The sequence below is a fragment of the Amycolatopsis sp. WGS_07 genome, assembly GCF_045278895.1.
In the GTDB taxonomy this organism is placed as follows: Bacteria; Actinomycetota; Actinomycetes; order Mycobacteriales; family Pseudonocardiaceae; genus Amycolatopsis.
On the sequence record NZ_CP136053.1, the window covers coordinates 8,464,409 to 8,487,794 of the forward strand.

A 23,386-nucleotide genomic window follows, 5' to 3' on the forward strand; every position below is an offset into this window, starting at 1 on the left:
TGGTATCCGCACTGTTCTCCGACCGGGAGGGACGATGACGTCAACCCGAGCCACGCTGATCCAGGTGGCCGAGCGCGCCGGCGTGTCGCTGGCTTCGACCTCGCGCGCGCTGCACGGGACCGGCGCCAGCAAGGCGATGGTCGAACGGGTGCGGGCGGCCGCGGCGGAACTCGGGTACAGCGCGGACGCGATCGGGCGGTCGTTGCGGCTGAAGAAGACCTCGCAGATCGCGTTCGCGGTGGCCGACATCGGCAATCCGGTCTACGTCGAGATCATGCGCGGCATCCACGAGGTCCTCGCGCCGCACGGCTACCGGGTGGTGGTGATGTCCACCGGGGACACCGCGGCGTCGACCGCCGAGCTGATGCGCAGCCTGCACGGCGGGTTCGTGGACGGCATGATCGTGATCCCGCTGCGCACCGACGACGAGCTGATCGAGCAGATCGGCCGGGCCCCGGTGCCGGTCGTGGTGATCGGCCGCGCGATGAGCGATCGCGGGATCAGCTCGGTCTCCACCGATTCCGCCGCCGGGATCGGCGCGGCGGTGCAGCACGTGGTTTCCCTGGGCCGCCGCCGGATCGGCTTCCTCAACGGGCCGCTCGACACCACGCCGGGCTCCTCGCGGCAACGCGGGTTCGACGAGGCAGTGTCCGCGAAGGACTTTGCCGCCGAGCAGACGGACGTCGAGGTCGCCGCCGATTTCACCGTCGCGGCGGGCATCGAGGCCGCCCGGAAACTGCTGGACCGGCCCCAGCCGCCGGACGCCATCGTCGCCGCCAACGATCTTCTCGCCATCGGAGCCATCCGCGCCGCGCGGGAGCGCGGCCTCCGCGTCCCGCGCGACATCGCCGTGACCGGGATGGACGACACCGAACTCGGGCAGGTATTCCTGCCCCGCTTGACCAGCGTGTCCCTCGGCTCGGCCGAGCGCGGGCGCGCCGCCGCCCGGCTGATGCTCGGGCTCGCCGACGACGCGGACGCCCCGGCACAGCAGATCTCGGTCGGGACCGAGCTGTTCGTCCGGGAATCCACCAGGGACCAGACCGGAGAGACCGCGGAATGACCACTGCGACACAGCCGCGGGTAGCCGCCCCCGCTCCCCCGCCGCGCCCGAAGAAGACCACGCAGGCCCGCACGCGCCGGCGCGAGGCGATCGCGCTGGTGATGCCGTCGCTGATCCCGATCCTCGTGCTTTCGGTGGCCCCGCTGGTGATCGGCATCGTGCTGGCGTTCACCGACACCCGGCTGGTGCGGCATCCGGACTTCGGCTTCGCCGGGATCGACAACTTCGTCCGGCTCGGCGGGAACACGCTGTTCTGGGACTCGCTGCGGATCGGTCTCATTTGGACGGTCGGCGTGACGATCCTGCAGCTGGCCGCCGCCATGGGGCTCGCGCTGCTGCTCAACTCCGGGCTCCGGCTGCAGGGCCTCACCCGGGTGCTCGCGCTCATTCCGTGGGCGATGCCGCCGGTGGTCGTCGCGATTATGTGGCAAATGATCTACTCGGCCAACGGCGGGCCGCTCAACGCATTTCTCGGCAGCATCGGATTGCCGGACGGAATCAACTGGCTCGGCGATTTCAACACCGCTCTGCCCGCGGTGATCGTGGTCGGCGTGTGGGTCGGCATGCCGCAGACTACTGTTACGCTTCTCGCTGGCCTGCAGCAGATCCCGGCCGAACTGCACGAGGCGGCCGCGGTGGACGGAGCCGGGGCGTGGCGGCGGTTCACCGCGGTGACCTGGCCGAGCATGCGGCCGATCGTCAGCTCCATTACCTCCCTTAACTTTATTTGGAATTTCAATTCCTTCTCGCTCGTTTACGTATTGACCGCGGGCGGCCCGGGCGGAAAGACCATGGTTCCGGTGCTGTTCGTCTACCTCGAAGCGTTCAAGAACCGCGAGATCGGCTACGCCGCCGCGATGGGCCTGGTGCTCGTCGTCGTGGTCGTCGCGCTGCTCGCGCTCTATCTGCGGTCGCAGTTCCGCGGCGACCGCCCGGAAAAGGGGCGGTGACCCATGCGCCTGTCCGCGCGCCCCGCGCAGTACCTGGCCCTCGTGCTCTACCTGCTGTTCCTCGGTTTCCCGTTGCTGTGGCTGATTTCCGCGTCGGTGAAGTCGTCGGCGGAGCTGAACTCGCTGTCGGTCAACCTGATCCCGAGCGAATGGCATTGGGACAACTACGGCGAAGCGCTCTCCCGGCAAGGCCTGCTGCACTCGGCACTCAACAGCCTGCTGGTCGCGCTGGCCAGCACCGTGCTCGCGATCCTGATCTCGGTGCCCGCGGCCTACGTGCTGGCCCGGCTCAAGGGCAAGCTGCGCATCGCGGGCGTCACCTGGATCCTGGTCAGCCAGGTGTTCCCGGTGGTGCTGGTGATCCTGCCGCTGTTCCTCGTGCTGCGGACGCTCGGCCTCGCCGACAGCCTGGTCGGGCTGACGCTCGTGCACACCACCTACATCCTCCCGTTCGCGCTGTGGATGCTGCAGGGCTACGTCGCGGCGATCCCGGTGGAACTGGAGGAGGCCGGGGCGATGGACGGGGCGAACCGGTTCACCGTGCTGCGCACCATCGTGTTCCCGCTGCTGGCCCCCGGCGTGGTGGCGACCGCGATGTTCAGCTTCGTGTCGTCGTGGAACGAGTTCTTCTTCGCGCTGGTGCTGCTGCAGACGCCGGAGAACTACACGCTGCCGATCACGCTCACCATGTTCATCGGCGGCGAGGGCAAGGTCGCCCTCGGTCCGCTGGCCGCGGGCGCGGTGCTCGCGGCGATCCCGAGCATCGCCTTCTTCAGCCTGCTGCGGAAGCGGCTCACCGGCGGCCTCATGGCCGGGGCGGTGAAGGGATGAGCCCCAACCCCATCGGAAACAGTTCGAAAGGTCGGTCGATGAAGACACGACGCGCGGCGGTCGCCGCCAGCCTCGCCCTCACCAGCCTGCTCGCCGCCGCGTGCGGCAGCGGCGGGGACAGCGGGGACGGCGGACCGGTCACCCTCACCTTCCAGTCGCTGTCGGACCAGCCCGCCGCGATCGCCGCCACGAACAAGATCGTCGGGGCGTGGAACCAGGCGCATCCCGACACCCAGGTGAAGGTCGTCCAGGCCGGCTGGGACAGCGCCTACGACAAGCTGATCACCCAGTTCAACGCGGGCACCGCGCCGGACATCGTGCACTACGAGGCGGCTGGGATCGGGCCGTTCGCGACCGACGGCTACCTCGCCGACCTCTCCCCGCACCTGTCCGAGCAGAAGCGCGCGGACATCCCGAAGGGCGTGCTCGACTCGGTGACCGTGGACGGCAAGGTCGTCGCCTACCCGACCGAGCTGCAGTCCTATGTGGTCTTCGCGAACAAGAAGCTGCTGCAGCAGTCCGGCGCGCAACTCCCGACCGGCGAGACGATGACCTGGGACCAGCTGCGCCAGCTCGCCAAGACCGCCACGAAGGACGGCAAGTACGGCCTCGGCTGGGGCCTGTCGAGCCCGACCGCGACGTTCGTGGCGATGGCCCCGGCGTTCGGCGGCAAGTACTTCGAGGGCACCGGCGACCAGGCGCAGATCAGCGTCGGGCAGGGCGAAATGGCGCTGCCGCAGCTGGTGCGCGACATGAACGCGACCGACCACTCGATCCTGCCGGTGACGCTGACCCAGTCCGGCGGCAAGGCGCTGGCCCCGTTCTACGCGGGCCAGGTCGCGATGACCGTGCAGGGTTCCTACCAGGCGGCGAACATCGAGAAGGACGCGCCGAAGGATCTCGACTGGGTCGCGCTGCCGCCCATCGCGGGCCCGGCCGGACCGGCGCAGGCGGCGAACCCGCAGACGCTGTCGGTCAACAAGGATTCGAAGCACGTCGAGCAGGCCGCGAAGTTCCTGGACTACTTCACCAGCACCGAGAATCTCGCCGCGCTCAACGAGGCCGACACGCTGATCCCGGCCACCAACTCCGCTCGCGAGGCGCTGGACAAGAAGCTCGGCGGCAAGAACGGCTGGAGCACCATCCTGGCCTCGGGCAAGTACCTGACCTCGGCGCCGTATCTGTTCGCCGGGAAGTACGCGCAGTGGAAGGACACTGTCGCGACGCCCGCCTACCAGCGGTTCCTGGCGAACCAGATCGACGCGAACACGCTGGCGCAGCAGCTGAAGGACGGCTGGAAGAGCGTCGGCAAGTGACCGCCGCGCCGGGGCCCGATGCGGCCCCGGCGCGCACAACAGGCGCGGGCACTGCCCGCGCCGGGGAATGAAGGGACGCAAGCCGGTGACCTGGCTGGAGGACCGCGCGGTGGCAGTGATCACCGGCGCGGCAGTGGGGGACGCGCTCGGCGGCGCGACCGAAGGGTGGACGCCCGAGCAGATCGAGGAGCGCCACGGCGGCCGGGTGACCGGCATCGTTCCGCCCTGGTACCCGAACTGGCGGGACGCGCGCCCGATCGCGCCGTATCACAAGGGCGACGGGCACATCACCGACGACACGTTGATGACCAGGGCGATCGTGGAGGTGTACGCGAAGCGCCGCGCGCACCTCGACGCGTACTCGATGGCCGAGGACCTGGTGCCGCTGATGATCGGCGAACCGCGCTGGGTGCCGGAGCTGGAATCGACGGCGCTGCTGCTGCAGCGGGTGTTCCTCGCCGAGAAGTGGATCGTCGCGAAGCTGCACTACGGGCACGCGGACCCGCGCGAAGCCGGCGTCGGCAACATCGTGAACTGCGGTGCGGCGATGTACATCGCGCCGGTCGGAGTGGTGAACCCGGGCGATCCGCGGGCGGCGTACGCCGAGGCGATCGACCTGACCGCGCCGCATCAGTCGAGCTACGGCCGCGAGGCCGCCGGGGTGCTGGCCGCGATGGTCGCCGCTTCGGTCGCGCCGGGCGCCTCGGTCGACGACGTCGTGCGGGCCGGGCTCGACGTCGCGCATGACGGCACTTTGGCCGCGCTGCAGGCAGTTGTCGATGCCTTCCGGGGGTGGAACGCCGCGCCCAAGACCGATGACGAGGAGCGTGCGCTGGCGCGGAAGATCCGCGAGGTGGTCGCGCCGTTCGATTCGGTCGGGCCGGAGTACCGGCAGATGTCGATGGACGCGCGGCGGCCGTCGCGGACCAAGGCGATCGAGGAACTGCCCGCCGCGCTGGGCTTCGTGCTCGGTCATCAGGGCGACTACCGGGGCGCGGTGCTGGCTTCGGTGAACTACGGCCGGGACGCGGACTCGATCGCGTCGATGGCGGGCGCGCTCTGCGCCGGGCTCGGCGGGGCGGCGTGCGTGCCGGACGAGTGGATCGATCCGATCGGCGAGGCCAGCAAGATGGATCTGCGCGAGACCGGACGGCTGCTCGCAACCGCCGCCGCCGACATCGTCAAGGCCGACCGGGCGCGCACGCAGGCCCGGCTCGCCGCCCTCGACGCGCTGGACGCCGCATGAGGCTCACCTGGGCACAGCCCGAAGACCTGCTCGCGCACGAGTTCGTCCAGTCCACTGTGGAGGGCAAGGACGTCGCCTCGGTGTGGGAGCGCTGGATCGCCGCTGGCGGCGACCCGGCGCCCGCGGTGAGCGGGGCAGGACCGCGGCCGGCGCCCCCAGCGTTGCGGGCGCTGGCCCGGACGCTGCTGGACGAACTGGCCGCGCTCCCCGCCGCCCCGGCCCCCGCCGAACCGGACGACTGGGACGCGATCGCCGCGCTGCTTCCGTCCGCGCCGGTCCTCCCCCAGCCGTCCGGCGACCGCACGCTCGGCGCGTGGACCGGCCGCGCGGCGGGCTGCCTGCTCGGGAAGCCGGTGGAGAAGATCCCGCGCGAGGGCATCGAGGAGATCCTGCGCGCGACCGGACGCTGGCCGCTGGACAGGTGGTTCACCGCGGTCGGGCTGCCGGACGAGGTCGCCGCGCGGTGGCCGTGGAACCGGCGGTCGGCCCCGACTTCCTTGGCGGAGAACATCTCCGGGATGCCGGAGGACGACGACCTCAACTACCCGATCCTCGCGCTCACCCTGCTGGAACGGCACGGCCGCGAGTTCACCACCGACGATGTCGCGCAGCTCTGGCTGGAGCAGCTCCCGGCCGGCCGGGTGTTCACTGCCGAGCGCGCCGCGTACCGGAATCTCCTGGACGCGCGGCCGGTGCCGGAGACCGCGACGCACCTCAACCCGTTCCGCGAGTGGATCGGCGCGCTGATCCGGACCGACGTTTTCGGCTGGGCCTCCCCCGGCGACGTCCGGAGCGCCGCGCGGCTGGCGTGGGTCGACGCGCGGCTCAGCCACACCCACAACGGCATCTACGGCGCGATGTGGGCGGCGGCACTCGCGTCGGCGGCTATGGTGTGCGACTCCGTCCACAGTGTCCTCGACGCGGCGGAAACCGTTCTGCCGCCTTCGAGCCGGCTCGCTACGGCAGTGCGGTTCGGGCGGGAAGCCGCTGCTCACGGTTCCGTGCGGGACGGGCTGGACCGGTTGCATGCGGAATACGGCGACCTGCATTGGGTGCACGTGCTGAACAACGCGGCGGTGATCGCCTACGCGCTGACTCGCGGCGACGGCGACTTCGGGCAGAGCATCTCGCTCGCTGTCACGGCTGGCTGGGACACGGATTCGGCGGCGGCAACGGTCGGCGGGGTCGTCGGTGCGCTGCTGGGCGTGGACGGGATCGGCGAGCAGTGGACGAAGCCGCTCGACAACCGGATCGCGACGTCCTTGCCCGGCGGCGAACAGCGGATCACCGACCTCGCCGCACGCACCGCCGAGGTAACACGATGACCGGGCGGGTCGCCGTCGTCGGATCGGCGAACGTCGATCTGGTGGTCGACGTTCCCCGGCAGCCGGGCGGGGGCGAGACCGTGCTGGGCGGCGATCTCCGGCGCAGCCCCGGCGGCAAGGGAGCCAACCAGGCCGTCGCGGCAGCACTCGCGGGCGGCGCAGACACGACGTTCCTCGGCGCTTTCGGTACCGACGACGGTGCGGACTTTCTGTTGGCCTCGTTGACGAAGGCCGGAGTGCGTACCGATCTGGTGTCGTGTGTGGACAGTGCGACCGGGACCGCGTTCATCATGGTGTCTCCGGACGGCGAGAACTCCATTGTGGTCGCCCCCGGGGCCAACTCGCGGCTCCAGCTCGCCGACGCGCAACTGGAACGGATCGCCGAGGCGGACGTCGTGCTGGCGCAGCTGGAGGTCCCGCTTTCCGCGGTGCAGGCCGCCGCGCACGCTCGGCGGTCCGGCGCGCGGATGGTGCTGAACGCCGCTCCGTCCCGTCCCCTGCCCGACCTTGATCTCGACGTGCTCGTCGTCAACGAGCACGAGGCCGCCGACCTGGCCGGGACGTCGGGCACGCCGGAGGAACTGGCCCGGATCCTCCAGCGGCGCGCACCCGCGGTGGTGATCACGCTCGGCGCGGCCGGATGCGTCGTCGCCGAGCAGGAAACCGTACAGCTGCCCGGATTCCGAGTGTCACCAGTGGACACCACCGGAGCCGGAGACACCTTCTGCGGCGTCCTCGCGGCGGCACTGGCCGAAGACCGTCCGCTCCGCGAAGCCGCCGAACGCGCCGGAGCCGCCGCCGCGCTCGCCGTCACCCGGCCCGGCGCGCAGTCCGCCGTGCCCACCGCCGCAGAGGTCGCCGCGTTCGCGACCGGAGGAAACCCCCGATGACCTACGTGTTCGACCCGCTCGTCCCGCGCCCGATCGACCAGCCGACCGAGGTCCCGCTCGGCGCGCCGCTCTCCCCGAGCAGCTCGTCGCGCTGGACGAGGCCAAGATTTTCGTCGGCCCGGCCAACCCCGCCGACCGCGCGGAATGGCGCGCGCGGCTGGCGCACTGGCGCGCCGACGCCCACCAGCGGCACAGTTACCACGGCCGCGCCTACGACCGGCCGGAAGCCGAGTGGGCCGCCGGATGCCACACCGTCGCGCAGGTCTGGCTGTGGGACGAGCTGCTGTATTCGTTCGAGGACCACCGGTTCACGCCGGAGCGGTTCCTCGCCGACGCGCACCAGCGGTTCGGCGGCCTCGACGCGGTCGTGCTGTGGCACGCGTACCCGGTGATCGGCCTCGACGACCGCAACCAGTGGGATTTCTACCGCGACGTGCCCGGCCTCGGTGCGCTCGTCGACACGTTCCATTCGGCGGGCGTGCGGGTGTTCGTGGACTACAACCCGTGGGACGTCGGCACCCGCCGGGGCGAGGACGACGCGACGGAATTGTCCGCGGTGCTGGCCGATTTCGGCGCGGACGGGGTCTTCCTGGACACGTTGAAGAAGGCCGATCCGGCCCTGGTGGAGCAGCTCGAACGGGCACGGCCTGGGGTCGTGCTGGAGGGCGAGTCGAAGCTGCCGGTCGAGCGGATCGAGGACCATTCGGCGTCGTGGGCGCAGTTCTTCGCCGATTCGCCGGTGCCGGGCGTGCTGCGTTCGCACTGGTACGAGCGCCGGCACATGCAGCACCACGTCCGCCGGTGGCACCGCGATCACACCGAGGAGTTGCAGTCGGCGTGGCTGAACGGCGTCGGCGTGATGGTGTGGGAAGTCGTGTTCGGCGTGTGGGTCGGCTGGTCGCAGCGCGACGCGGCGACCGTGCGGCGGATGGTGACCGTGCAGCGCGCGGCCGGTGACCTGCTGCGCGAGGGCGAATGGACGCCGTTGGCCCCGCTCACGCCGGAAGCGGAGGCGGCCGGGGTTTACGCGTCGCGCTGGGAACTCGGCGACTGGACACTGTGGACAGTCGTCAACCGAGGCGCCGAGGACTACGCCGGTCCGGTCGTGGACGGTCCGGTGATCGATCTCTTCGCCGACGGACGCGTGCCCGCGCGCGGGATCTCGGCGTTGCTGCGGGTCGCGGACGGTGCGCCGGAGCCGTCGTGGCTGTCGCGGGTGGCGACCCTCCCCCACGATCCCGACGCCCGTTTCCCGCACCGGCTCGCCGTCCGACAGCGGCCGGAGCCGTCGCGTGGCCAGCCGGAGACCGATGCAGTCGTGGTGCCTGCCGGGCCGTATGTGCTGACGGTGCGGTACCGCGGCCGCGAGACCGGGATGTACCAGGGCGCGCCGTACGTGGACGAGTGGAAGCCGTTGCCGCCGCGGCTGCACGACGCCCGGACGCTGCAGCGGGACGGTTCGCTGGCGTCGCCGGTCGCGGTCGCGGCCACCGAGGTCACGAACGGCCAGTTCGCGGAATTCCTTGCCGCCACTGGATATCAGCCGGTCGAACCGCACCGTTTTCTCGCGCACTGGGCCGATGGCCGGGCCGACGACGAGCCGGTGACCTTCGTGGACCTCGACGACGCCCGCGCGTACTGCGCGTGGCGCGGCGGCCGGTTGCCGACCGAGGACGAATGGCAGCTCGCCGGCGAGACCGGCGGCCTGCGGCGCGGCACGCCCGCGGTGTGGAACTGGACCGAAAGCGAACACTCCGACGGGAGGACCCGGTTCGTGATGCTCAAGGGCGGCAGCGACTATCGCGCCGAAGGTTCCGAATGGTACGTCGAGGGCGGACGGCAGGCACCGGACTACAGCGTGAAGCTGCTGCTGCCGGGGCTTGGGCTAGCGCGCGCCGCGACCGTCGGATTCCGCTGCGCGTGGGACGTGACGCGATGACCGTGTCGAGGGAAGCGTCCGCCGGAGCGCTGGCCGGGCTGCGGGTGGTGGACGCGTCGACGTTGTTCGCCGGGCCGATGGCCGCGATGCACCTCGGCGACATGGGCGCCGAGGTGATCAAGGTCGAGCACCCGTCGCGGCCGGACCCGTCGCGGACGCACGGGGTGGCCAAGGGCGACGTCAACCTGTGGTGGAAGACGTTGGGGCGCAACAAGCGCACCGTCACCGCGAACCTGAGCAGCGACGGCGGACGCGAGGTGTTCCTGGCGCTCGCCGAGACCGCGGACGTCGTGATCGAGAACTTCCGGCCGGGCACGCTCGAACGCTGGGGCCTCGGTTACGAGGAGCTGTCCGCGCGGAACCCGGGGCTGGTGCTCGCCCGCGTGACCGGGTTCGGCCAGAGCGGGCCGTACTCCGCGCGACCGGGCTTCGGCACGCTCGCCGAGGCCATGAGCGGCTTCGCGGCCGCGACCGGCGAACCGGACGGACCGCCGACCCTGCCGCCGTTCGGCCTCGCCGACGGGGTGGCATCGCTGGCCACCGCGTACGCGATCATGGTCGCACTCACCGGGCGCACCGCCACCGGACGCGGCCAGGTCGTGGACGTCGCGATCATCGAGCCGATTCTCGCCATGCTCGGACCGCAGATCACGCGATGGGACCAGCTCGGCACCGTCCAGCCGCGCACCGGCAACCGCTCCACGAACAACGCGCCGCGCAACACCTACCGCACGAGCGACGGGCAGTGGGTGGCGGTGTCGACGTCCGCACAGTCGATCGCGGAACGCGTGGTGCGGCTGGTCGGCCGCCCCGAACTGGCCGACGAACCGTGGTTCGCGACCGGCGCGGACCGGGCGGCGCACGCCGACGAACTGGACGAGGCCGTCGGCGGCTGGATCGCCCGGCACACGCGCGAGGAGGTCGTGGCGGCGTTCGAGGAGGCGCAGGCCGCGGTCGCGCCGATCTACGACGCGGCCGACATCGTGGCCGACCCGCAGTTCCGCGCACTGGGCACGATCCACGAGATCGAGGACCCGGAACTCGGCCCGACCTTGATGCAGGGCCCGCTGTTCCGGCTGTCGGACAACGACGGCGTCATCGGTTTCACCGGACGGCCGCACGGCGCGGACACCGAGGAGGTGCTCGACTCGCTGGGCTTCTCCCCGCACGAATCGCCGAGCTTCGAGCGGAGGGAGCGGTATGACACCCGCGCTGACCCTGCTCTACGTCCCAGCGGACCGGCCCGACCGGGTGGCCAAAGCACTCGCCTCGGACGCCGACGTCGTGCTGGTCGACCTGGAAGACGCCGTCGCTCCCGCACAAAAGGACGCCGCGCGGGACAACGCGATCCGGCTGCTGTCCGAGGTGCCCGAGTCGCGTCCGGTGCAGGTGCGGATCAACCACCCCGACACGCCGTGGCACGCGGCGGACCTGGCCGCGGTCGCCGCGCTCCCGACGTGGGTGGGCGCGCGGCTGCCGAAGGTCGAAGGATCGCACGACATCCGGTCGCACGCCGATGCCTTGCCCGGACGGGAATTGCACCCGCTGATCGAGTCGGCGCTCGGGGTGGAACGCGCGCTGGAGATCGCGCTCGCCTCGCCGCAGACGGCGTCCCTTGGGCTGGGCGAGGCGGATTTGCGCTCTGACCTGCGGCTCGCCGACGAGGCCGGACTCACCTGGGCGCGCAGCCGGATCGTGAACGCCGCCCGCGCCGCCCGGCTGCCCCCGCCGGCGATGTCGGTGTACGCGAACGTCCGCGATCTGGAGGGATTGGCGGAAAGCTGCCGGGCCGGGCGCGCGCTCGGGTTCCGCGGCCGGACGGCGATCCACCCTGTGCAGCTGCCGACGATCCGCGCGGCGTTCCTGCCGACGCCGGACGAGGTCGCCCGCGCCCGGGAAATACTGTCCCGAATGGACGGTGCCACCGTGGCGGGCGTGGGCGCGATCGCGCTCGCCGACGGGACGTTCCTGGACGTCGCGATGCGCGACCAGGCCCTGGCGGTGCTGGCCCTCGTCGCCGATTAGGCCTTGTCGGCGGAAACCAGCCGCAGCAACGGATCGAACCGGACCGGCCCCTCGTCCGTCAGCTGCACCGGCCCGGCGACCGGCTGATATCCGGTCACGACAACGGTGTACTCGCCGGGGAATAGGTCGTCGACGGCGTAGCGGCCCGCCTCGTCCGTGACCGTCACCCGTTGGACCTGGCCCTCGGCGTCCAGCACCGCGACCTGCGCTCCCGGGAACGGCCCGCGGATCGCGTGCACCGTCCCGGTGAGCCGGACCGACCGCGCCAGCTCGACGTCCTCGCGCACCGGCTCGCCGCCCACCCGCACGTGCCGGGCCACCGGCTCCCGGCCGCCCGCCTGGACCAGCAGCAGATACGTGCCAGCCGGAGCGTCGAGGGCGAAAGCGCCGCCCGCGCCGGTGCTCGTGCGGCGGACTTCGTGGGTTTCCAAGGACGTCAGGCTCACCGACGCGGTTTCGGCGGGACCGAGCCCGCGTACTTCCCCGGAGACCGCGGCCGGTGGGGCGGGCCGCTTTCGGATCCGGGACAGCAGGATGTCGACGACCCCGAAGAGCAAGGCGAGCACGACCAGCGCGGTCGAGCCGATCAGCCCGAGCGCGGTCGCGGAGTGGTAATCCCCGTGCGAACGCCCGAGTTCCCCGAAGAACAGCGACCCGCCGAGCGCAGTGCCGACCGCCGACCCGATCCGCTGGCCGGTCTGCAGGACACCGGCCGCGGTGCCGCCCTCGGCGGGCGGAACCTCTTCCAACGCAAGCGTCGAGTTCGGCGAAATCACCAGCCCGCTGCCGAAACCGCCGACGAACAACGGCGCGGCCAGCACGAACGCGGTGTTCGCGCCGGAGTAGTCCCGGACCAGCCAGGCGGTCGCGGCGAGCCCGAGCGCCACGAGCAGCGTGCCGAGCACGACCATCGGCCGGCCGAACCGGTGCACGAGCCGCCCGCCGATCGTCGGCGAAATGGCGGAGCCGATCGCGAACGCGAGCATCGCCGCGCCCGCCTGCAGGGCCGTGTAGCCGAGACCCTGCTGGAAGAACAGCGTCAGCACCAGGAAAATCCCGGTGAATCCGGCGAAGTACACCATGCCGAGCGCGGAACCCATCGAGTAGCTGCGGACGGTCAGCAGCTTCAGGTTCACCAGCGGCTGCTTGCCACGATTGCCGAGCCAGCGCTCCCACAGGACGAAGAGCACCAGCAGCCCGGCCGCGACGCCCATCAGCCACCAACGCGGCGAGGTCGCCTGTTCCTCTTCCTCGATCAACGGCAGCATCACCAGCACGACCGCCACGCCGAGCAGCACCGACCCCAGCAGGTCCGGCGTCCGCTTCCGGCCGCTGCGCGCGTCCTTCGGCAGCAGCCGCAGCCCGAAGAGGATGGCGAGAATCCCGATCGGCAGGTTGACGTAAAACACCCACCGCCAGCCCTGATCGACGCCGATGCCCTGGATCAGCAACCCGCCCAGCACCGGCCCGACCGCGGTCGACAACCCGACCGTCGCCCCGAACGCGCCGAACGCCTTGCCTCGCTCGCGTCCGGAGAACAGCTGCTGCATCAGCCCGATGATCTGCGGATTCAGCAACCCGCCCGCGACACCCTGCCCCAGCCGCGCGACGACGAGCCAGGTCGCGTTCGGCGCCGCGCCGCACAGCACGCTGGTCGCCACGAACAACGCCAGCCCGAGCAGGAACATCCGACGCCGCCCGTAGTCGTCGCCGAGCCGCCCCGAGGGCACCAGCGCGAGCCCGAACGTGAGCGCGTAGCCGGACACGACCCACGAAACGTCCGCGGGCGTCGCGCCGATCCCGTGCTCCATCGAGGGCAGCGCGACGTTGACGATGCTGACGTCCAGCAGCGTCATGAACCCCGCGATGAGGCACACCCACAAGGCCCGCCACCGCTGCGGATCGGGCTCGGGCTGAGGAGAAGCTTGCACGAAACGTCCTGATTCGAGACCGGTAAGATAATTACTGGTGTTAGAATACTCGCCCATGCCAGCGGAGCGGGACCACGTCGACGGAGTCATGGCGCAGATCACCGGCGTGCGCGCGGAAGACCGGGTCAGCAAGGCGCTGAGCTTCCGATTGCTGCGCGCCGCCCGCCTGCTGGAAACCGAACTGCGCCGCGAGTTCGACGCCTTCGGGGTCGGCCTGTGGGAGGTCGAGCTGCTGGGCGCGCTCAAACGAGCGGGCCCGCCGTACCGCCTCTCGGCCGGTCAGTTGCTGGACAGCATGCGCCTGACGTCCGGCGGAGTGACCAAACGCGTCGCCGGCCTGGAACGCAAAGGCTGGGTCCGCCGCGACATCGACCCGGACGACCGGCGGCAGATCCTGGTCAGCCTCACCGAGGAGGGACTGGCCCGGGCACACGAGGTGTTCGGGATGAAGACCCAGACGGAAGCGCGGCTGCTGGGGGTTTTGTCGCACGCGGAGCAGGACCGGATGAACGACGACCTGCGGGAACTGCTGCTGGATTGGGAGGGACCGGACGGCCGCGCTTGATTGGCGGCGGGTTCTGCCGCTTGGACTCGACGCCTGCCGGGACGACTGGCCCCGGCGAGTGGCAGCGTCCGGGAGCGCATCCCGCGCAAGCGCCTGGCGGACAGTTGCTCGACCGTGGCCGCCTCGCCGCGACCTCCGGCACCGTGGCGGTGGCAGCATGCGGTTTCAGCCACAGCGATTCCCGCTCTGGGCCGGGCAGCCGCACGACGTCCGGTGGGCTCGCCCGACCACAGTCCGGCCCGCGCTCAACGCCCGACGTGCGGTGTTCGGCACCAGGCGTTTGGCACCCGGCATTCGGCGGACCCACACGACCACAGTCCGGCCTGCGTCGGCGTTCGGCGTTCGATTCCACTGCAGACCGCACCCAGCAACCAAGCCGCGCCCGCAAAGCAGCGACATCCACCGCCGCGCCCGCCACGCGACTCCAACGCAGAACCCACCCACTAGCCAGCATGCGCCCGGCGAGCAGCGGTGCCTGGTCCTGCCGTGGCCACCCCGCGACGGAAGCGGTCAGCCGCGCCGAATCACGGCGAACAGCGGCATCAACCCACGACAGAACCAAGCCACCGCCCCCACCCGGCGAACAGCGGCATCCACCCACGGCAGGACCAGCCCGCTGCCTCAATCCCCAGCGAACTCCCAGCACGTCGCGCCATGCGGCTCCCCCGTCGCCACCCCCACTGCCCGGCGCAAGGTGAGCCGGTACAGGTGCCACGGGGGCGGACCGGCGCTCGGGGCGCTGAACGGGGCCGTCAACGTGTCTCCCTCGGCGGTCGCTGGCCAGCCGCCGGAGCGGTAGACCTCGGCGAGACGGGACACCACCTCGGTGTCCGTGACTCGATGGGCCTCGCCCTCCAGCACCAAGTCGACACCGCGTAGCCGCACTGAAATGCTGCATGCCGGGTTCGCCGCGAGGTTCCGCGAGCGGCGCGTGCCCGGTCCTCCGACGAAGTACAGGACATCGTCTACCCAGACCGCGCCTACGCCCGCCGAGTGGGGGCGGCCGTCTGGGCGGACGGTGGACACGAAGAACGTCAGGTCGGCGGTCGGGGTGTCGGCGGTCAGGACATCGCGGGCGCGGCTCCACGGCAGGGGGCCGTTTCCGTAGCGGTCTAGGTTGCGGGTTGAAGTGGGTTCGTAGTTAGTCATGTCTCTGCGTCGAATGGGGCTCCTTCGGATCGACACGTCTCCCCAGAACGGTCAGGGAGAATCTGGGGTGTAGCGGAAACCGTCGCCGTCGCGGCTGATTCGGCCGACTGGGAAATGGGCGGGAAGCAGCAGCGCGTCCCGCTCGACGGCCAGTTCGCACAGGGTTCGCCGGGACTCAGCGGCGGCGGCTGGGTCGGCGTCGCCGCCTTGGGGCAGGGTCAGGTTCGCGAACTGGAACGGGTGGTGCAGCACGTCCCCGCTTGCCAGGGCGTGCTGGCCGCCTCCGTTGAGTTCGGCGATCAGGTGCGCTGCGGTATGGCCCGGGAAGGAACGCAGGGTGATGCCGTCGGCTACCTCGTACGGGAGGTCGATCAGCTCGACCAGGCCTGCTTCGACCACCGGCAGCACGCTGTCCTCGAACGTCCGGGCCAGGTCTCCCGCTACGCCGCCGTCGGGCGCCGACGCGTGCAGTTGTTGCAGCCAGTCGTATTCCTCGCTCGGGATCAGGTACCGGGCGCGCGGAAACGTCGGATCCCAGGAACCGTCGACCAGCGTGGTGAAGCCGCCGCAGTGGTCTGGGTGCAGGTGGGTGGCCACGACGACGTCGACGTCCTCCGGCGCGACGCCCGTCGCGGCCAGACGCTCGAGGTACGGGGTGTCGAACTGGTGGTGTGCCAGCAGGACCGGGCGTTCCTTGGCGTTGCCGTTCCCGGCGTCGAGGAGCACGGTCTGGTCCGGAGTGCGCACCAGGTACGTGGTGATCGACAAATCCAGGTCGCCGTGGTGCTCGCCGAGCTGTTCCGGGGTGACCTCGGGAAACAGGTCGGCCGGGGCGAAGCGCCAGTGGTCCAGTTCGGCCACCCGGTCGATGCGCAATGGTCCTAGTGTGATGGTCATCGGGGCACCGCCGCCATCGCCTCGATTTCCACGGCCAGCTCCGGTTTCGCGAGCGCCGACACGACGATCAGCGACTGCGTCGGCCAATCGCCTTCCGGGAACCACCGGCTGAACACGTCGCCGGTCGCCGCGCGGAAACCGGGCAGATGCTCGGCGCCGGCGACCATGCTGAACACCTTCACCAGATGCTCCGGCCCGGCTCCCGCGGCCGCGAGCACGCGTTCGATGTTCGCCAGCACCTCGCGCGTCTGCGCCTCCGCGTCCGGTCCGGCGAGCGTGCCGTCCGGCCGCGCGCCGATCTGCCCGGCCACCACGACCAGTTCGTGGCCGGCCGGAATCTGCGCGAGATGGCTGTAGCGGCCTACGGGCGCCGCGACGGTCTCGGGATTCCAGCGGTTGCTCATCGGGTGTTCCCCTCCCTCGGTTCGTACTGTGACCAGTTGATCACGAGGCACCGACAAAAACTCGCCGCCTGGGTCAGCCGACGGTCACGACCAGCTTGCCGAACTGGTCCCCGGACGCGAGTTCGGCCAGCGCACGAGGCCCGTCCGCCAGGTCGTAGACGTGGTGCACCACCGGCTGAACACGATGCTCCGCGACCAGCTCGACCATCCGCGAGAACTCCCGCGCGCTGCCCATCGACGTGCCCAGCAGGCTGATCTGCCGGAAGAACAGATTGCGCAGCGACAGCTCGACATCCGGGCCGGTGGTCGCGCCGAGCGTCACCATCCGGCCGCCGGAGCGGAGCACGGACAGGCAGGCGTCGAAGGTCGCCGAGCCGATGCTGTCCACCACCAGGTCGACCGGTGCGCCGAGTTCGGCCGCCCAGTCCCCGCTGCTGCTGATCGCGCGGTCCGCGCCCAATTCCCGGGCGCGGGCAAGCTTTTCGGCGCTGCGCGAAGTGACGCTGACGGTCGCGCCCACGGCCTTCGCCATCGAGAGCGCGAACGTCGCGACTCCGCTGCCGATGCCGGGCAGCAGCACGTGTTCCCCGGCGACCAGCCCGCCGCGGGTGAACAGCGCCCGGTACGCGGTGAGCGCGGCCAGCGGCAGCGCGGCGGCTTCGGTCCAGCTCAGATGCTCGGGTTTCGGCACGACATTGCCCGCCGGGACGACGACGTACTCGGCCAGTGTGCCGTTCGTCGGCACGCCCAGGATCGCGGGCACCTCCGGCACCGCGTCCGGCTCGGCCCAGTCCAGGGACGGGTTGATGACGACCTCGGCGCCAACCTCGGCAGCGCCCGCCACGACCACTCCGGCGCCGTCCGAGCCCAGCACGGTCGCCGGAGCGGCCGGATCGCGACTGTCCACGATGAACAGGTCGCGGTGGTTCAGCCCGGCCGCCTTCAGCCGGACCAGCACCTCGCCCGGTCCGGGGCGCGGCACCGGAACCTCCGCGACCCGCACCCCGCCGACTCCCGCCGCGCCTTCGTGAACCACTGCCCGCATCAGGTTTGTTGTCACGTCTACAAACCTAACACCCCGCACTTCGCCGTCGCCGACCCCGGACCATGCCGTTTCGGCACAGTTCATTTCGGGCATTCGGCACCGCATTCAAGGGCAATCCCCATTGCCGGAAATACCCGGCGCTGACACGGTGGGAAATGCGACACCGAAACCCGGGCGGACCTTTTCCGCCCCTATCCCAAGGAGTATTTCCGCATGACTCTTTCCCGCCGGATCGCCGCCGCCGCGCTCGCCGGGGCCGCCTCGGTCGCCATCGCCGTGTCGGCGGCCGGTCCCGCCGCCGCTTCCGGCCACGGCCTGCTGTTCCCAACCGCCGCCGGCTGCCAGGCGCACGGCAACAAGCTGGCGCAGCAGGGCAAAATCCACAACTTCTACTGCAGCAAGAACATCGAGGCGGGCACCGGCCGCGTTTCCTACGAACTGCACATCACCGGCTGACCGGCAAGCACCGGTTCAGGCCAGCGGAATAGCGTGGAAAACGCCGTCCGGATCGTACCGGTGCTTGATATCGCGGAGCCGGGAAGCATTATGGCCGAAAGCGTCCGTTGACTGTTCCGGCACATCCGTTCCGAGCAGATTCGCGTAGCCGCCGGGCAGCGCGTGCGCCGCCAGCGCCGCCGACGTCGCGTCTGCCCACACCCGGTCGTCGTTCCCCTCCCCCAGCCCGAGCACCTCGACCATCAGATGGTCCTCGCGCAGCGGGAACGGCGTGTCCGTCGGGGACACCCGCGCGGCCCGTCCGTGGAAGTGGTGGATCGACAGCCCGGACAACGGCGACGTGCGGGTTTCCGCCTGCGCCGCCAGCACCTCGACGACGGCCGGGGTGAACGCCGGGAGCGACCGCGTGCGGATGGTCACCGAGCGGCCGGCCGGGAACATCGCGTCCCGGCCGGCGATCTCCGCCGCGTACGACGAGACCGGCGCGATCTGCGCGGCCAGCGGCGTGCCGAGCCGCGCTAGGAAGCCGTCGGGGTCAGCCGCGCCGCACCAGGTCGGCCAGACCAGCACGCACAGCGCGCCGTCCGGCGTGGCGAGCACGCCGGTCTGCACGGTGAGTTCGTCCGGCGCGCTCGCCTGGATTTCGGCTACCTCGGCGAAAACCCGGGCGGCGTCGGCGATCGGGTACCAGACCGGGCCGGTCGTGATCTGCGGTGCCTCGTGCAATCGCAGCCCGAGCGACGTCACCACGCCGAAATTCCCGCCGCCGCCCCGCAGCGCCCACCACAGGTCCGGCAGCCGCGAAGCGTTGGCCAGCACCACCTCGCCGTCCGCCAGGACGATCTCGGCACCGAGCAGATTGTCCGCGGCCAGCCCGAATTTCCCGGCGAACGGACCGTATCCGCCGCCGAGCGAAAGCCCCGCGAACCCGACCGAGCCGATCGTGCCGGACGCGGCGATCAAGCCGTGCGGTTCAGCGGCAGCAAGCACGTCGTTCACCAGGGCACCGCCGCCGACGACCGCGGCCCGCCGCCCGGCATCGACCACCACCCGGTTCATCGGCCGCAGATCGAGCGTGATCCCGCCGTCCGCCACCGCCCGTCCGGCCCAGTCGTGGCCGCCGCTGCGCACGGACAACGGCAAGCCCAATTCGCGCGCGGCCCGGACCGCGGCCTGGACATCCGCCGTGCTCCGGCACTCCACCACCACGGCCGGACGCGCGGCGACGGCGCCGTTCCACACCGCCGCCGCCGAGTCGTAGCCGGGTCCGGACGTGTGCACTTGCCCGGCAGACAGTCGCGCCCGCAACACACGGGCGGCCTCCTCGGCAGTCATTCGCGGCTCCCCTCCTCGTCGGGTTCGACTCTAGGGCCGGACCGACCGCAAAGGACTGCTGCGAAAGCACCATTCAGGCGTGCGAAGGCAGGTTGCCGTCCTCATCGTGCACCGGCGAAGCCGCGCCGGACCTCAGTGGTTGACATACGCCGCCGACGCCTCGCCGAGCGCGTCCAGCGCCGCCCGGACCCCGCCGTGCGACTCCTCGCCGGACCGGCACGCGGCGATGATCGTGCGGTTCAGCACCGGCCGGGTGGCCAGCATCCGGACGCCGTCCGGCACCGGGCCGCGAGCCAGCCGCGGCACGAGCGCGGCCCCGACGTTGCCCGCGACGAGCGCCAGCTGCGTCACGTAACTCCCGATGGTGCAGCTGATCCGCGGCTCCAGATCCTGCGAGCGGAGCACGTGCACGAGCCATTCGTAGCAGCCGGACCGGCCGGTCCAGCTGATCCACGACACGTCGTCCACCTCGCCGAGATCGACCGTGCGCCGGTGCGCGAGCCGGTGCCCGGCGGGCAGCGCCAGATCGGCGACGTCGGAGAACAGCGTGACCTGCGTGATGCCCGGCGGCACCACCGTCGGCCGCGCCGCCCAGCTTTCGAACACCGCCAGATCGAGGTCGCCGGCGACCACCTTCGGCAGCGTCTGCTCGGCCTCGCCCTCGCCGAGCGTCACGTCCAGCCGCGGGTGCTGCTCGGTGAGCGTGGCCAGCGCGGGCGGCAGCAGGGCGTGCACACACGTCGCGATCGCCCCGATCCGCAACGGCCCGAACACGTCCTCGCGCAGCCGTTCGAGATCCGTGCGCGCCTCGGCCAGCTGAGCCAGCACTCGTTCGGCGTGCCCGACCAGCACCTGCCCGGCGCGCGTGAGCCGCACCGTCCGGCCGCGCGGCTCCAGCAGGGCCAAGCCCGCTTCCCGCTCGAGTTTCGCCAGCTGCTGCGACACCCCGGACGGCGTGACGTGCAGCGCGGCCGCCGCGCGGGCGACCGATCCGTGCTGCGCGACCGCGTGCAGGGCGCGCATCCGATCCACACTGAACACGGTAGTGATGCTACCGGATTTTCCGCAGGAACATTCACTTGTCCTTGATAGTTAGCGACCCCACCATAGAAGGCATGACCACCCCCTCCGCCCCGTTGCCGACCGCCGGTCCGATCGCCGCGCTCACCGGCCGCGCCGACCCTCGGCTGCTGGCCGCCGCCGGCTGCCTGTGCGTCGCGCTGACCTCGGTGCTCATCAAGGTTTCCGGGGCGAGCGGGGCGACCAGCGCGTTCTGGCGCTGCGCCCTCGCGCTGCCGCTGCTCGCGGTGCTGGCCGTCAGCGAGGCGCGGCGGACCGGCGTGCGCGCGAAGATCCTGCTGCCGCTGCTGGCCGGGCTCGGCCTCGGGCTCGACTTCGTCCTGTGGGGCGAGGCGATCCCGCGCGTCGGGGCCGGGGTCGCGACCATGCTGCTGTCGGTGCAGGTGGTGATCGTGCCGCTGCTGGCGTTCGTCTTCCTCAAGGAACGGCCCGACCCGCGGTTCAAGTTCGTCGCGCCGACGCTGATCGTCGGGATCGTGCTCGCCGGCGGCGTGTTCGGTTCGTCGATGACCGGCTCGGACCCGGTGCTGGGCCTGGTTTTCGCGCTCGCCGCCGGGGCGGGCTACTCGGGGTACCTGCTGCTGCTCCGGCTCAGCAGCAGCCCCGCGACCCAGGTTCGCTCGCTTTCGCTGGCCACCGTGTCGGCGGGCTTCGTGTCAGTCGTGCTCGGACTGCCCTTCGGCCGCCTCGATCTCGCGCCCAGCCTGCCGTCGCTCGGCTGGTTCGCGGCGCTGGCCATCATCGGCCAGGTCGTCGGATGGCTGCTGATCGCCGGAGCGCTGCCCCGGCTGGCGGCCTCGACCGGCGCGACGATGATGCTGCTGCAGCCGGTCGGCGCGGTCGCGTTCGGGTTCCTGCTGCTGAGCGAACGGCCGGGCGCGCTGCAGCTCGTCGGCTGCGTGATCGTGCTCGCCGCGGTCTGTTTCGCCGGTCGCGGCGCGGCGAAGAAGCCCGCGGTTCAGCCGTCGGCCAAGCTCAGCCCGACCGCGTCGAGCAGCCCGCGCGCCATGTCCCTGAACTCGTCGCGGCGGTGATCGACCAGGCCGTCCCCGCCGAGCAGTTCCGCCGCCAGCTCGTCGACCGGCCAGCAGACCAGCTTGCCGTGCCGCCCGAGCAGCAGCCCGACGTCGCGGATCCGGTACAGGTCGGCGACGTCGAGCCAGGCGTACAGCAGGATCTGCCACAGCCAGCGCCCGGCCCGGTCCGGATCGCCGACGGTCAGCACGGTCTTCACGTCCAGCAGCGTCCCCTCGTCGATCCCCGCTTCCGGATCGAGCCGACCGAGCAGGAGGTCGCCGTCCGCCCAGCCGGGCACGATGGTCGGACCGGCGATCCCGAGCGGATGTCCGTCCGGCGGCGCACCGGCGAGGCGGCGCAGTTCCCACAGGGCGCCGTTGTCGTGTAAGCGTTTCGCGAGGTCTGCCAGTTCGGCGACCTGTGCGTCCGTGGGCAGGGCGCGCAGGTCCGCGACCGTGCCGCCGCCGTCGACGACCCGGGCGAGCCGAGGGTCGATCCGGCCGGAGCGGTAGATGTCCTCGCACGCCGACAGCACCCAGTTCGTCCGCGCCAGCCCGGCTTCGGCGCCCGGTCCGCCGAGCGTGCCGGGCGGGGCGTGCTGCGCCTGGTAACGGCGGGCGCGTTCCAGCAGATCGCCCCACAGCTCCTGCGCGCCCGGCAGCGCGTCGCCGTCCGGCATTCCGTCGCCGAGATCGAGCCAGGTCACCGCCGCCGGACGGATGCCGAGCGCCCGCGCCCGGTACTCCGGCGGGAGTTCGTCGTGCGTCGGGTACTCGGCGGCTTGCGCGTGCGCCCACGGGCCGTTGCCCCATTGCGCGCGGACCATCCCGAGCAGCGCGTAGTACGGCGGCGCGGGCTGGACGAGGTCGGCGATCCGCTGGCCGAACGCGCCGCCGATCTCCGCCCAGTGCTGGCGCGGCGGACGGGCGAGCGCCGGCCGGATCGGACGGACGCCGTTCGTCGCCTCCTCGACTCGGCGCGCGGCCGCGGCCGTGCCGGTGAAGACCCGCGCGCACCAGCGCGCGAGTTTCCCTCCCGGGTCAGCCAGCTCGGACGTCAACGACACCCGGTCAGTATCTCCCGGGACAGGAACGGCAGCAGGAGATCGAGAAACTCGCGCGGACGGTCCAGCGGGATCAGGTGCCCGCAGTCCGGCAGCACGTGCCCGGTCAGGTCGTCGGCGATCGGGCTCAGCTGCTGCTCCAGCGCGTCTCCCAGCGGGTTCGCGCCGATCGCCATGGTCGGCACGGTGAGCCGCTTCTCCGCCGCTTCGGTCAGCTGGCGGGCGCTTTCCGGCAACGCCCGGTAGTACTCGAAGGCGCAGCGAAGCGCCTCAGTGCCGGTGTACGCCTCGGCAAAGGCCGCGTGGATCTCCGCCGGAACACCGCGGCCGAGCGTGCCCTGATCGAGGAACCAGCCGACGTACTCCGTCTCGTGTCCACTAAGGACAGTCTCGGCGAGGCCCGGCACCGCGTGGAAACCGAACCACCACGGCGGGCTGCCCGCGCGGAAACCCCAGGGCAGCCCCTCCATCAGCACGAGGCGGCGCACGCGCTCGGGCTGCCGCAACGCCAGCAGCAACGCACCCGCCACGGACAGGTCGGTAGCCACGACGTCGGCGTCCGGCTCCCCCAGCGCGTCGAGCAGGGCCGCGACATCAGCGGCGACTGCCTCCGCGTCGAAGCCGTTCTCCGGACGGCTGCTCCCGCCCAGCCCGCGCAGGTCCGGCGCGATCACCCGGTACCGCTCGGCGAGCGCCGGGATGACCTCACGCCACAGCTGCCAGGTGTGCGGGAACCCGTGCAGCAGCACCAGCGCCGGACCGCTGCCCTCGACCGCGACGTTCAGCCGCACCCCGTTCGCTTCGACCCGCATCCCGCCTCCTGTGGTTACCATTGGTTACCAGCACACGGTAGGTAACT

General features: G+C 71.4%; 22 protein-coding genes and 1 pseudogene. 13 read left to right on the plus strand and 10 right to left on the minus strand.

Going from position 1 to position 23,386, the window contains the following annotated elements; translation table 11 throughout:
- Nucleotides 1–34: 34 nt before the first annotated feature.
- The 7 genes from RPX00_RS39790 (at nucleotide 35) to RPX00_RS39820 (ending at nucleotide 7,621) form a co-directional block, all read left to right on the plus strand.
- Nucleotides 35–1,063, plus strand: a complete 1,029-nt coding sequence (locus tag RPX00_RS39790) for a LacI family DNA-binding transcriptional regulator (protein WP_406633374.1) — start codon at nucleotides 35–37, stop codon at nucleotides 1,061–1,063.
- A complete protein-coding gene (locus RPX00_RS39795; protein ID WP_378307881.1) occupies nucleotides 1,060–2,013 on the plus strand; it encodes a carbohydrate ABC transporter permease in 954 nt (317 codons plus the stop codon). The genes RPX00_RS39790 and RPX00_RS39795 overlap by 4 nt, the downstream gene beginning before the upstream one ends.
- A gap of 3 nt (nucleotides 2,014–2,016) precedes the next feature.
- Nucleotides 2,017–2,844 carry a carbohydrate ABC transporter permease gene (locus RPX00_RS39800; protein ID WP_406633376.1) on the plus strand — a complete coding sequence of 276 codons (828 nt, stop codon included), beginning with the start codon at nucleotides 2,017–2,019 and terminating at the stop codon, nucleotides 2,842–2,844.
- Nucleotides 2,845–2,882: 38 nt separating this feature from the next.
- The gene (locus tag RPX00_RS39805) at nucleotides 2,883–4,160 is read left to right on the plus strand and encodes an ABC transporter substrate-binding protein (protein WP_406633378.1); all 1,278 of its coding nucleotides are present in this window, start codon (nucleotides 2,883–2,885) and stop codon (nucleotides 4,158–4,160) included.
- 85 nt (nucleotides 4,161–4,245) lie between these two features.
- Nucleotides 4,246–5,406 (plus strand): ADP-ribosylglycohydrolase family protein, encoded by a 1,161-nt coding sequence (locus RPX00_RS39810; RefSeq protein WP_406633380.1) that lies wholly within the window; start codon nucleotides 4,246–4,248, stop codon nucleotides 5,404–5,406.
- Complete coding sequence (locus RPX00_RS39815) at nucleotides 5,403–6,731, plus strand: ADP-ribosylglycohydrolase family protein (protein WP_406633383.1); 1,329 nt, start codon at nucleotides 5,403–5,405, stop codon at nucleotides 6,729–6,731. The genes RPX00_RS39810 and RPX00_RS39815 overlap by 4 nt, the downstream gene beginning before the upstream one ends.
- Entirely contained in the window at nucleotides 6,728–7,621 is an 894-nt protein-coding gene (locus RPX00_RS39820; protein ID WP_406633385.1) for a ribokinase, read from the plus strand. Before RPX00_RS39815 ends, RPX00_RS39820 begins: the two co-directional genes overlap by 4 nt.
- Nucleotide 7,622: 1 nt before the next feature.
- On the opposite strand, the gene RPX00_RS39825 is transcribed toward RPX00_RS39820, so the two are convergent.
- Nucleotides 7,623–8,000: a hypothetical protein gene (locus tag RPX00_RS39825; RefSeq protein ID WP_406633387.1), complete on the minus strand. Its 378-nt coding sequence runs from the start codon at nucleotides 7,998–8,000 to the stop codon at nucleotides 7,623–7,625.
- Between RPX00_RS39825 and RPX00_RS39830 the strand changes: the two genes are divergently transcribed.
- From RPX00_RS39830 to RPX00_RS39840, 3 genes and pseudogenes are all read left to right on the plus strand, one after another.
- A complete protein-coding gene (locus tag RPX00_RS39830; protein WP_406633389.1) occupies nucleotides 7,989–9,560 on the plus strand; it encodes an SUMF1/EgtB/PvdO family nonheme iron enzyme in 1,572 nt (523 codons plus the stop codon). The two genes, RPX00_RS39825 and RPX00_RS39830, sit on opposite strands and share 12 nt — an antisense overlap.
- Nucleotides 9,557–10,764 (plus strand): annotated as a pseudogene (locus RPX00_RS39835) (CaiB/BaiF CoA transferase family protein). The gene RPX00_RS39830 and the pseudogene RPX00_RS39835 overlap by 4 nt, the downstream one beginning before the upstream one ends.
- Nucleotides 10,761–11,585 (plus strand): HpcH/HpaI aldolase/citrate lyase family protein, encoded by an 825-nt coding sequence (locus tag RPX00_RS39840; protein WP_406633391.1) that lies wholly within the window; start codon nucleotides 10,761–10,763, stop codon nucleotides 11,583–11,585. The pseudogene RPX00_RS39835 and the gene RPX00_RS39840 overlap by 4 nt, the downstream one beginning before the upstream one ends.
- Here RPX00_RS39840 and RPX00_RS39845 read toward each other — a convergent pair.
- Complete coding sequence (locus tag RPX00_RS39845) at nucleotides 11,582–13,516, minus strand: DHA2 family efflux MFS transporter permease subunit (RefSeq protein WP_406633393.1); 1,935 nt, start codon at nucleotides 13,514–13,516, stop codon at nucleotides 11,582–11,584. The genes RPX00_RS39840 and RPX00_RS39845 overlap by 4 nt on opposite strands.
- Before the next feature lie 55 nt (nucleotides 13,517–13,571).
- Between RPX00_RS39845 and RPX00_RS39850 the strand changes: the two genes are divergently transcribed.
- Nucleotides 13,572–14,081 carry a MarR family winged helix-turn-helix transcriptional regulator gene (locus tag RPX00_RS39850; protein ID WP_406633395.1) on the plus strand — a complete coding sequence of 170 codons (510 nt, stop codon included), beginning with the start codon at nucleotides 13,572–13,574 and terminating at the stop codon, nucleotides 14,079–14,081.
- Nucleotides 14,082–14,702: 621 nt separating this feature from the next.
- Here RPX00_RS39850 and RPX00_RS39855 read toward each other — a convergent pair.
- The 4 genes from RPX00_RS39855 to RPX00_RS39870 all read right to left on the minus strand — a co-directional run bounded on the left by RPX00_RS39855 (nucleotide 14,703) and on the right by RPX00_RS39870 (nucleotide 17,591).
- Nucleotides 14,703–15,230, minus strand: coding sequence for a pyridoxamine 5'-phosphate oxidase family protein (locus RPX00_RS39855; protein ID WP_406633397.1), 528 nt, complete (start codon nucleotides 15,228–15,230; stop codon nucleotides 14,703–14,705).
- Nucleotides 15,231–15,281: 51 nt separating this feature from the next.
- Nucleotides 15,282–16,127, minus strand: coding sequence for an MBL fold metallo-hydrolase (locus RPX00_RS39860; RefSeq protein ID WP_406633398.1), 846 nt, complete (start codon nucleotides 16,125–16,127; stop codon nucleotides 15,282–15,284).
- Nucleotides 16,124–16,531, minus strand: a complete 408-nt coding sequence (locus RPX00_RS39865; RefSeq protein WP_406633400.1) for a RidA family protein — start codon at nucleotides 16,529–16,531, stop codon at nucleotides 16,124–16,126. Before RPX00_RS39865 ends, RPX00_RS39860 begins: the two co-directional genes overlap by 4 nt.
- Nucleotides 16,532–16,604: 73 nt before the next feature.
- Complete coding sequence (locus RPX00_RS39870; RefSeq protein ID WP_406633402.1) at nucleotides 16,605–17,591, minus strand: zinc-binding dehydrogenase; 987 nt, start codon at nucleotides 17,589–17,591, stop codon at nucleotides 16,605–16,607.
- A 198-nt stretch (nucleotides 17,592–17,789) separates the two neighbouring features.
- Here RPX00_RS39870 and RPX00_RS39875 point away from each other — a divergent pair, with 198 nt between their 5' ends.
- The gene (locus RPX00_RS39875) at nucleotides 17,790–18,032 is read left to right on the plus strand and encodes a hypothetical protein (RefSeq protein WP_406633403.1); all 243 of its coding nucleotides are present in this window, start codon (nucleotides 17,790–17,792) and stop codon (nucleotides 18,030–18,032) included.
- Between the two features lie 15 nt (nucleotides 18,033–18,047).
- Here the strand turns inward: RPX00_RS39875 and RPX00_RS39880 are convergent, their stop codons facing one another.
- The gene (locus RPX00_RS39880; RefSeq protein ID WP_406633405.1) at nucleotides 18,048–19,367 is read right to left on the minus strand and encodes an FAD-binding oxidoreductase; all 1,320 of its coding nucleotides are present in this window, start codon (nucleotides 19,365–19,367) and stop codon (nucleotides 18,048–18,050) included.
- A 132-nt stretch (nucleotides 19,368–19,499) separates the two neighbouring features.
- Nucleotides 19,500–20,390 carry a LysR substrate-binding domain-containing protein gene (locus tag RPX00_RS39885; protein ID WP_406643242.1) on the minus strand — a complete coding sequence of 297 codons (891 nt, stop codon included), beginning with the start codon at nucleotides 20,388–20,390 and terminating at the stop codon, nucleotides 19,500–19,502.
- Nucleotides 20,391–20,482: 92 nt separating this feature from the next.
- Here RPX00_RS39885 and RPX00_RS39890 point away from each other — a divergent pair, with 92 nt between their 5' ends.
- Complete coding sequence (locus tag RPX00_RS39890) at nucleotides 20,483–21,481, plus strand: DMT family transporter (protein ID WP_406633407.1); 999 nt, start codon at nucleotides 20,483–20,485, stop codon at nucleotides 21,479–21,481.
- Here the strand turns inward: RPX00_RS39890 and RPX00_RS39895 are convergent.
- Both RPX00_RS39895 and RPX00_RS39900 read right to left on the minus strand, forming a co-directional pair.
- Nucleotides 21,406–22,530 carry a hypothetical protein gene (locus tag RPX00_RS39895; RefSeq protein ID WP_406633409.1) on the minus strand — a complete coding sequence of 375 codons (1,125 nt, stop codon included), beginning with the start codon at nucleotides 22,528–22,530 and terminating at the stop codon, nucleotides 21,406–21,408. The two genes, RPX00_RS39890 and RPX00_RS39895, sit on opposite strands and share 76 nt — an antisense overlap.
- The gene (locus RPX00_RS39900) at nucleotides 22,521–23,339 is read right to left on the minus strand and encodes an alpha/beta fold hydrolase (RefSeq protein WP_406633411.1); all 819 of its coding nucleotides are present in this window, start codon (nucleotides 23,337–23,339) and stop codon (nucleotides 22,521–22,523) included. Before RPX00_RS39900 ends, RPX00_RS39895 begins: the two co-directional genes overlap by 10 nt.
- Nucleotides 23,340–23,386 lie beyond the last annotated feature (47 nt).

Bases quoted from the DNA above. Each gene is read 5' to 3' on its own strand.
- RPX00_RS39840 (WP_406633391.1), top strand. From the start codon at position 10,761: ATGACACCCGCGCTGACCCTGCTCTACGTCCCAGCGGACCGGCCCGAC.
- RPX00_RS39890 (WP_406633407.1), top strand. From the start codon at position 20,483: ATGACCACCCCCTCCGCCCCGTTGCCGACCGCCGGTCCGATCGCCGCG.
- RPX00_RS39805 (WP_406633378.1), top strand. From the start codon at position 2,883: ATGAAGACACGACGCGCGGCGGTCGCCGCCAGCCTCGCCCTCACCAGC.
- RPX00_RS39875 (WP_406633403.1), top strand. From the start codon at position 17,790: ATGACTCTTTCCCGCCGGATCGCCGCCGCCGCGCTCGCCGGGGCCGCC.
- RPX00_RS39820 (WP_406633385.1), top strand. From the start codon at position 6,728: ATGACCGGGCGGGTCGCCGTCGTCGGATCGGCGAACGTCGATCTGGTG.
- RPX00_RS39800 (WP_406633376.1), top strand. From the start codon at position 2,017: ATGCGCCTGTCCGCGCGCCCCGCGCAGTACCTGGCCCTCGTGCTCTAC.
- RPX00_RS39855 (WP_406633397.1), bottom strand. From the start codon at position 15,230: ATGACTAACTACGAACCCACTTCAACCCGCAACCTAGACCGCTACGGA.
- RPX00_RS39865 (WP_406633400.1), bottom strand. From the start codon at position 16,531: ATGAGCAACCGCTGGAATCCCGAGACCGTCGCGGCGCCCGTAGGCCGC.
- RPX00_RS39860 (WP_406633398.1), bottom strand. From the start codon at position 16,127: ATGACCATCACACTAGGACCATTGCGCATCGACCGGGTGGCCGAACTG.
- RPX00_RS39880 (WP_406633405.1), bottom strand. From the start codon at position 19,367: ATGACTGCCGAGGAGGCCGCCCGTGTGTTGCGGGCGCGACTGTCTGCC.
- RPX00_RS39795 (WP_378307881.1), top strand. From the start codon at position 1,060: ATGACCACTGCGACACAGCCGCGGGTAGCCGCCCCCGCTCCCCCGCCG.
- RPX00_RS39885 (WP_406643242.1), bottom strand. From the start codon at position 20,390: ATGCGCGCCCTGCACGCGGTCGCGCAGCACGGATCGGTCGCCCGCGCG.
- RPX00_RS39900 (WP_406633411.1), bottom strand. From the start codon at position 23,339: ATGCGGGTCGAAGCGAACGGGGTGCGGCTGAACGTCGCGGTCGAGGGC.
- RPX00_RS39815 (WP_406633383.1), top strand. From the start codon at position 5,403: ATGAGGCTCACCTGGGCACAGCCCGAAGACCTGCTCGCGCACGAGTTC.
- RPX00_RS39850 (WP_406633395.1), top strand. From the start codon at position 13,572: ATGCCAGCGGAGCGGGACCACGTCGACGGAGTCATGGCGCAGATCACC.
- RPX00_RS39790 (WP_406633374.1), top strand. From the start codon at position 35: ATGACGTCAACCCGAGCCACGCTGATCCAGGTGGCCGAGCGCGCCGGC.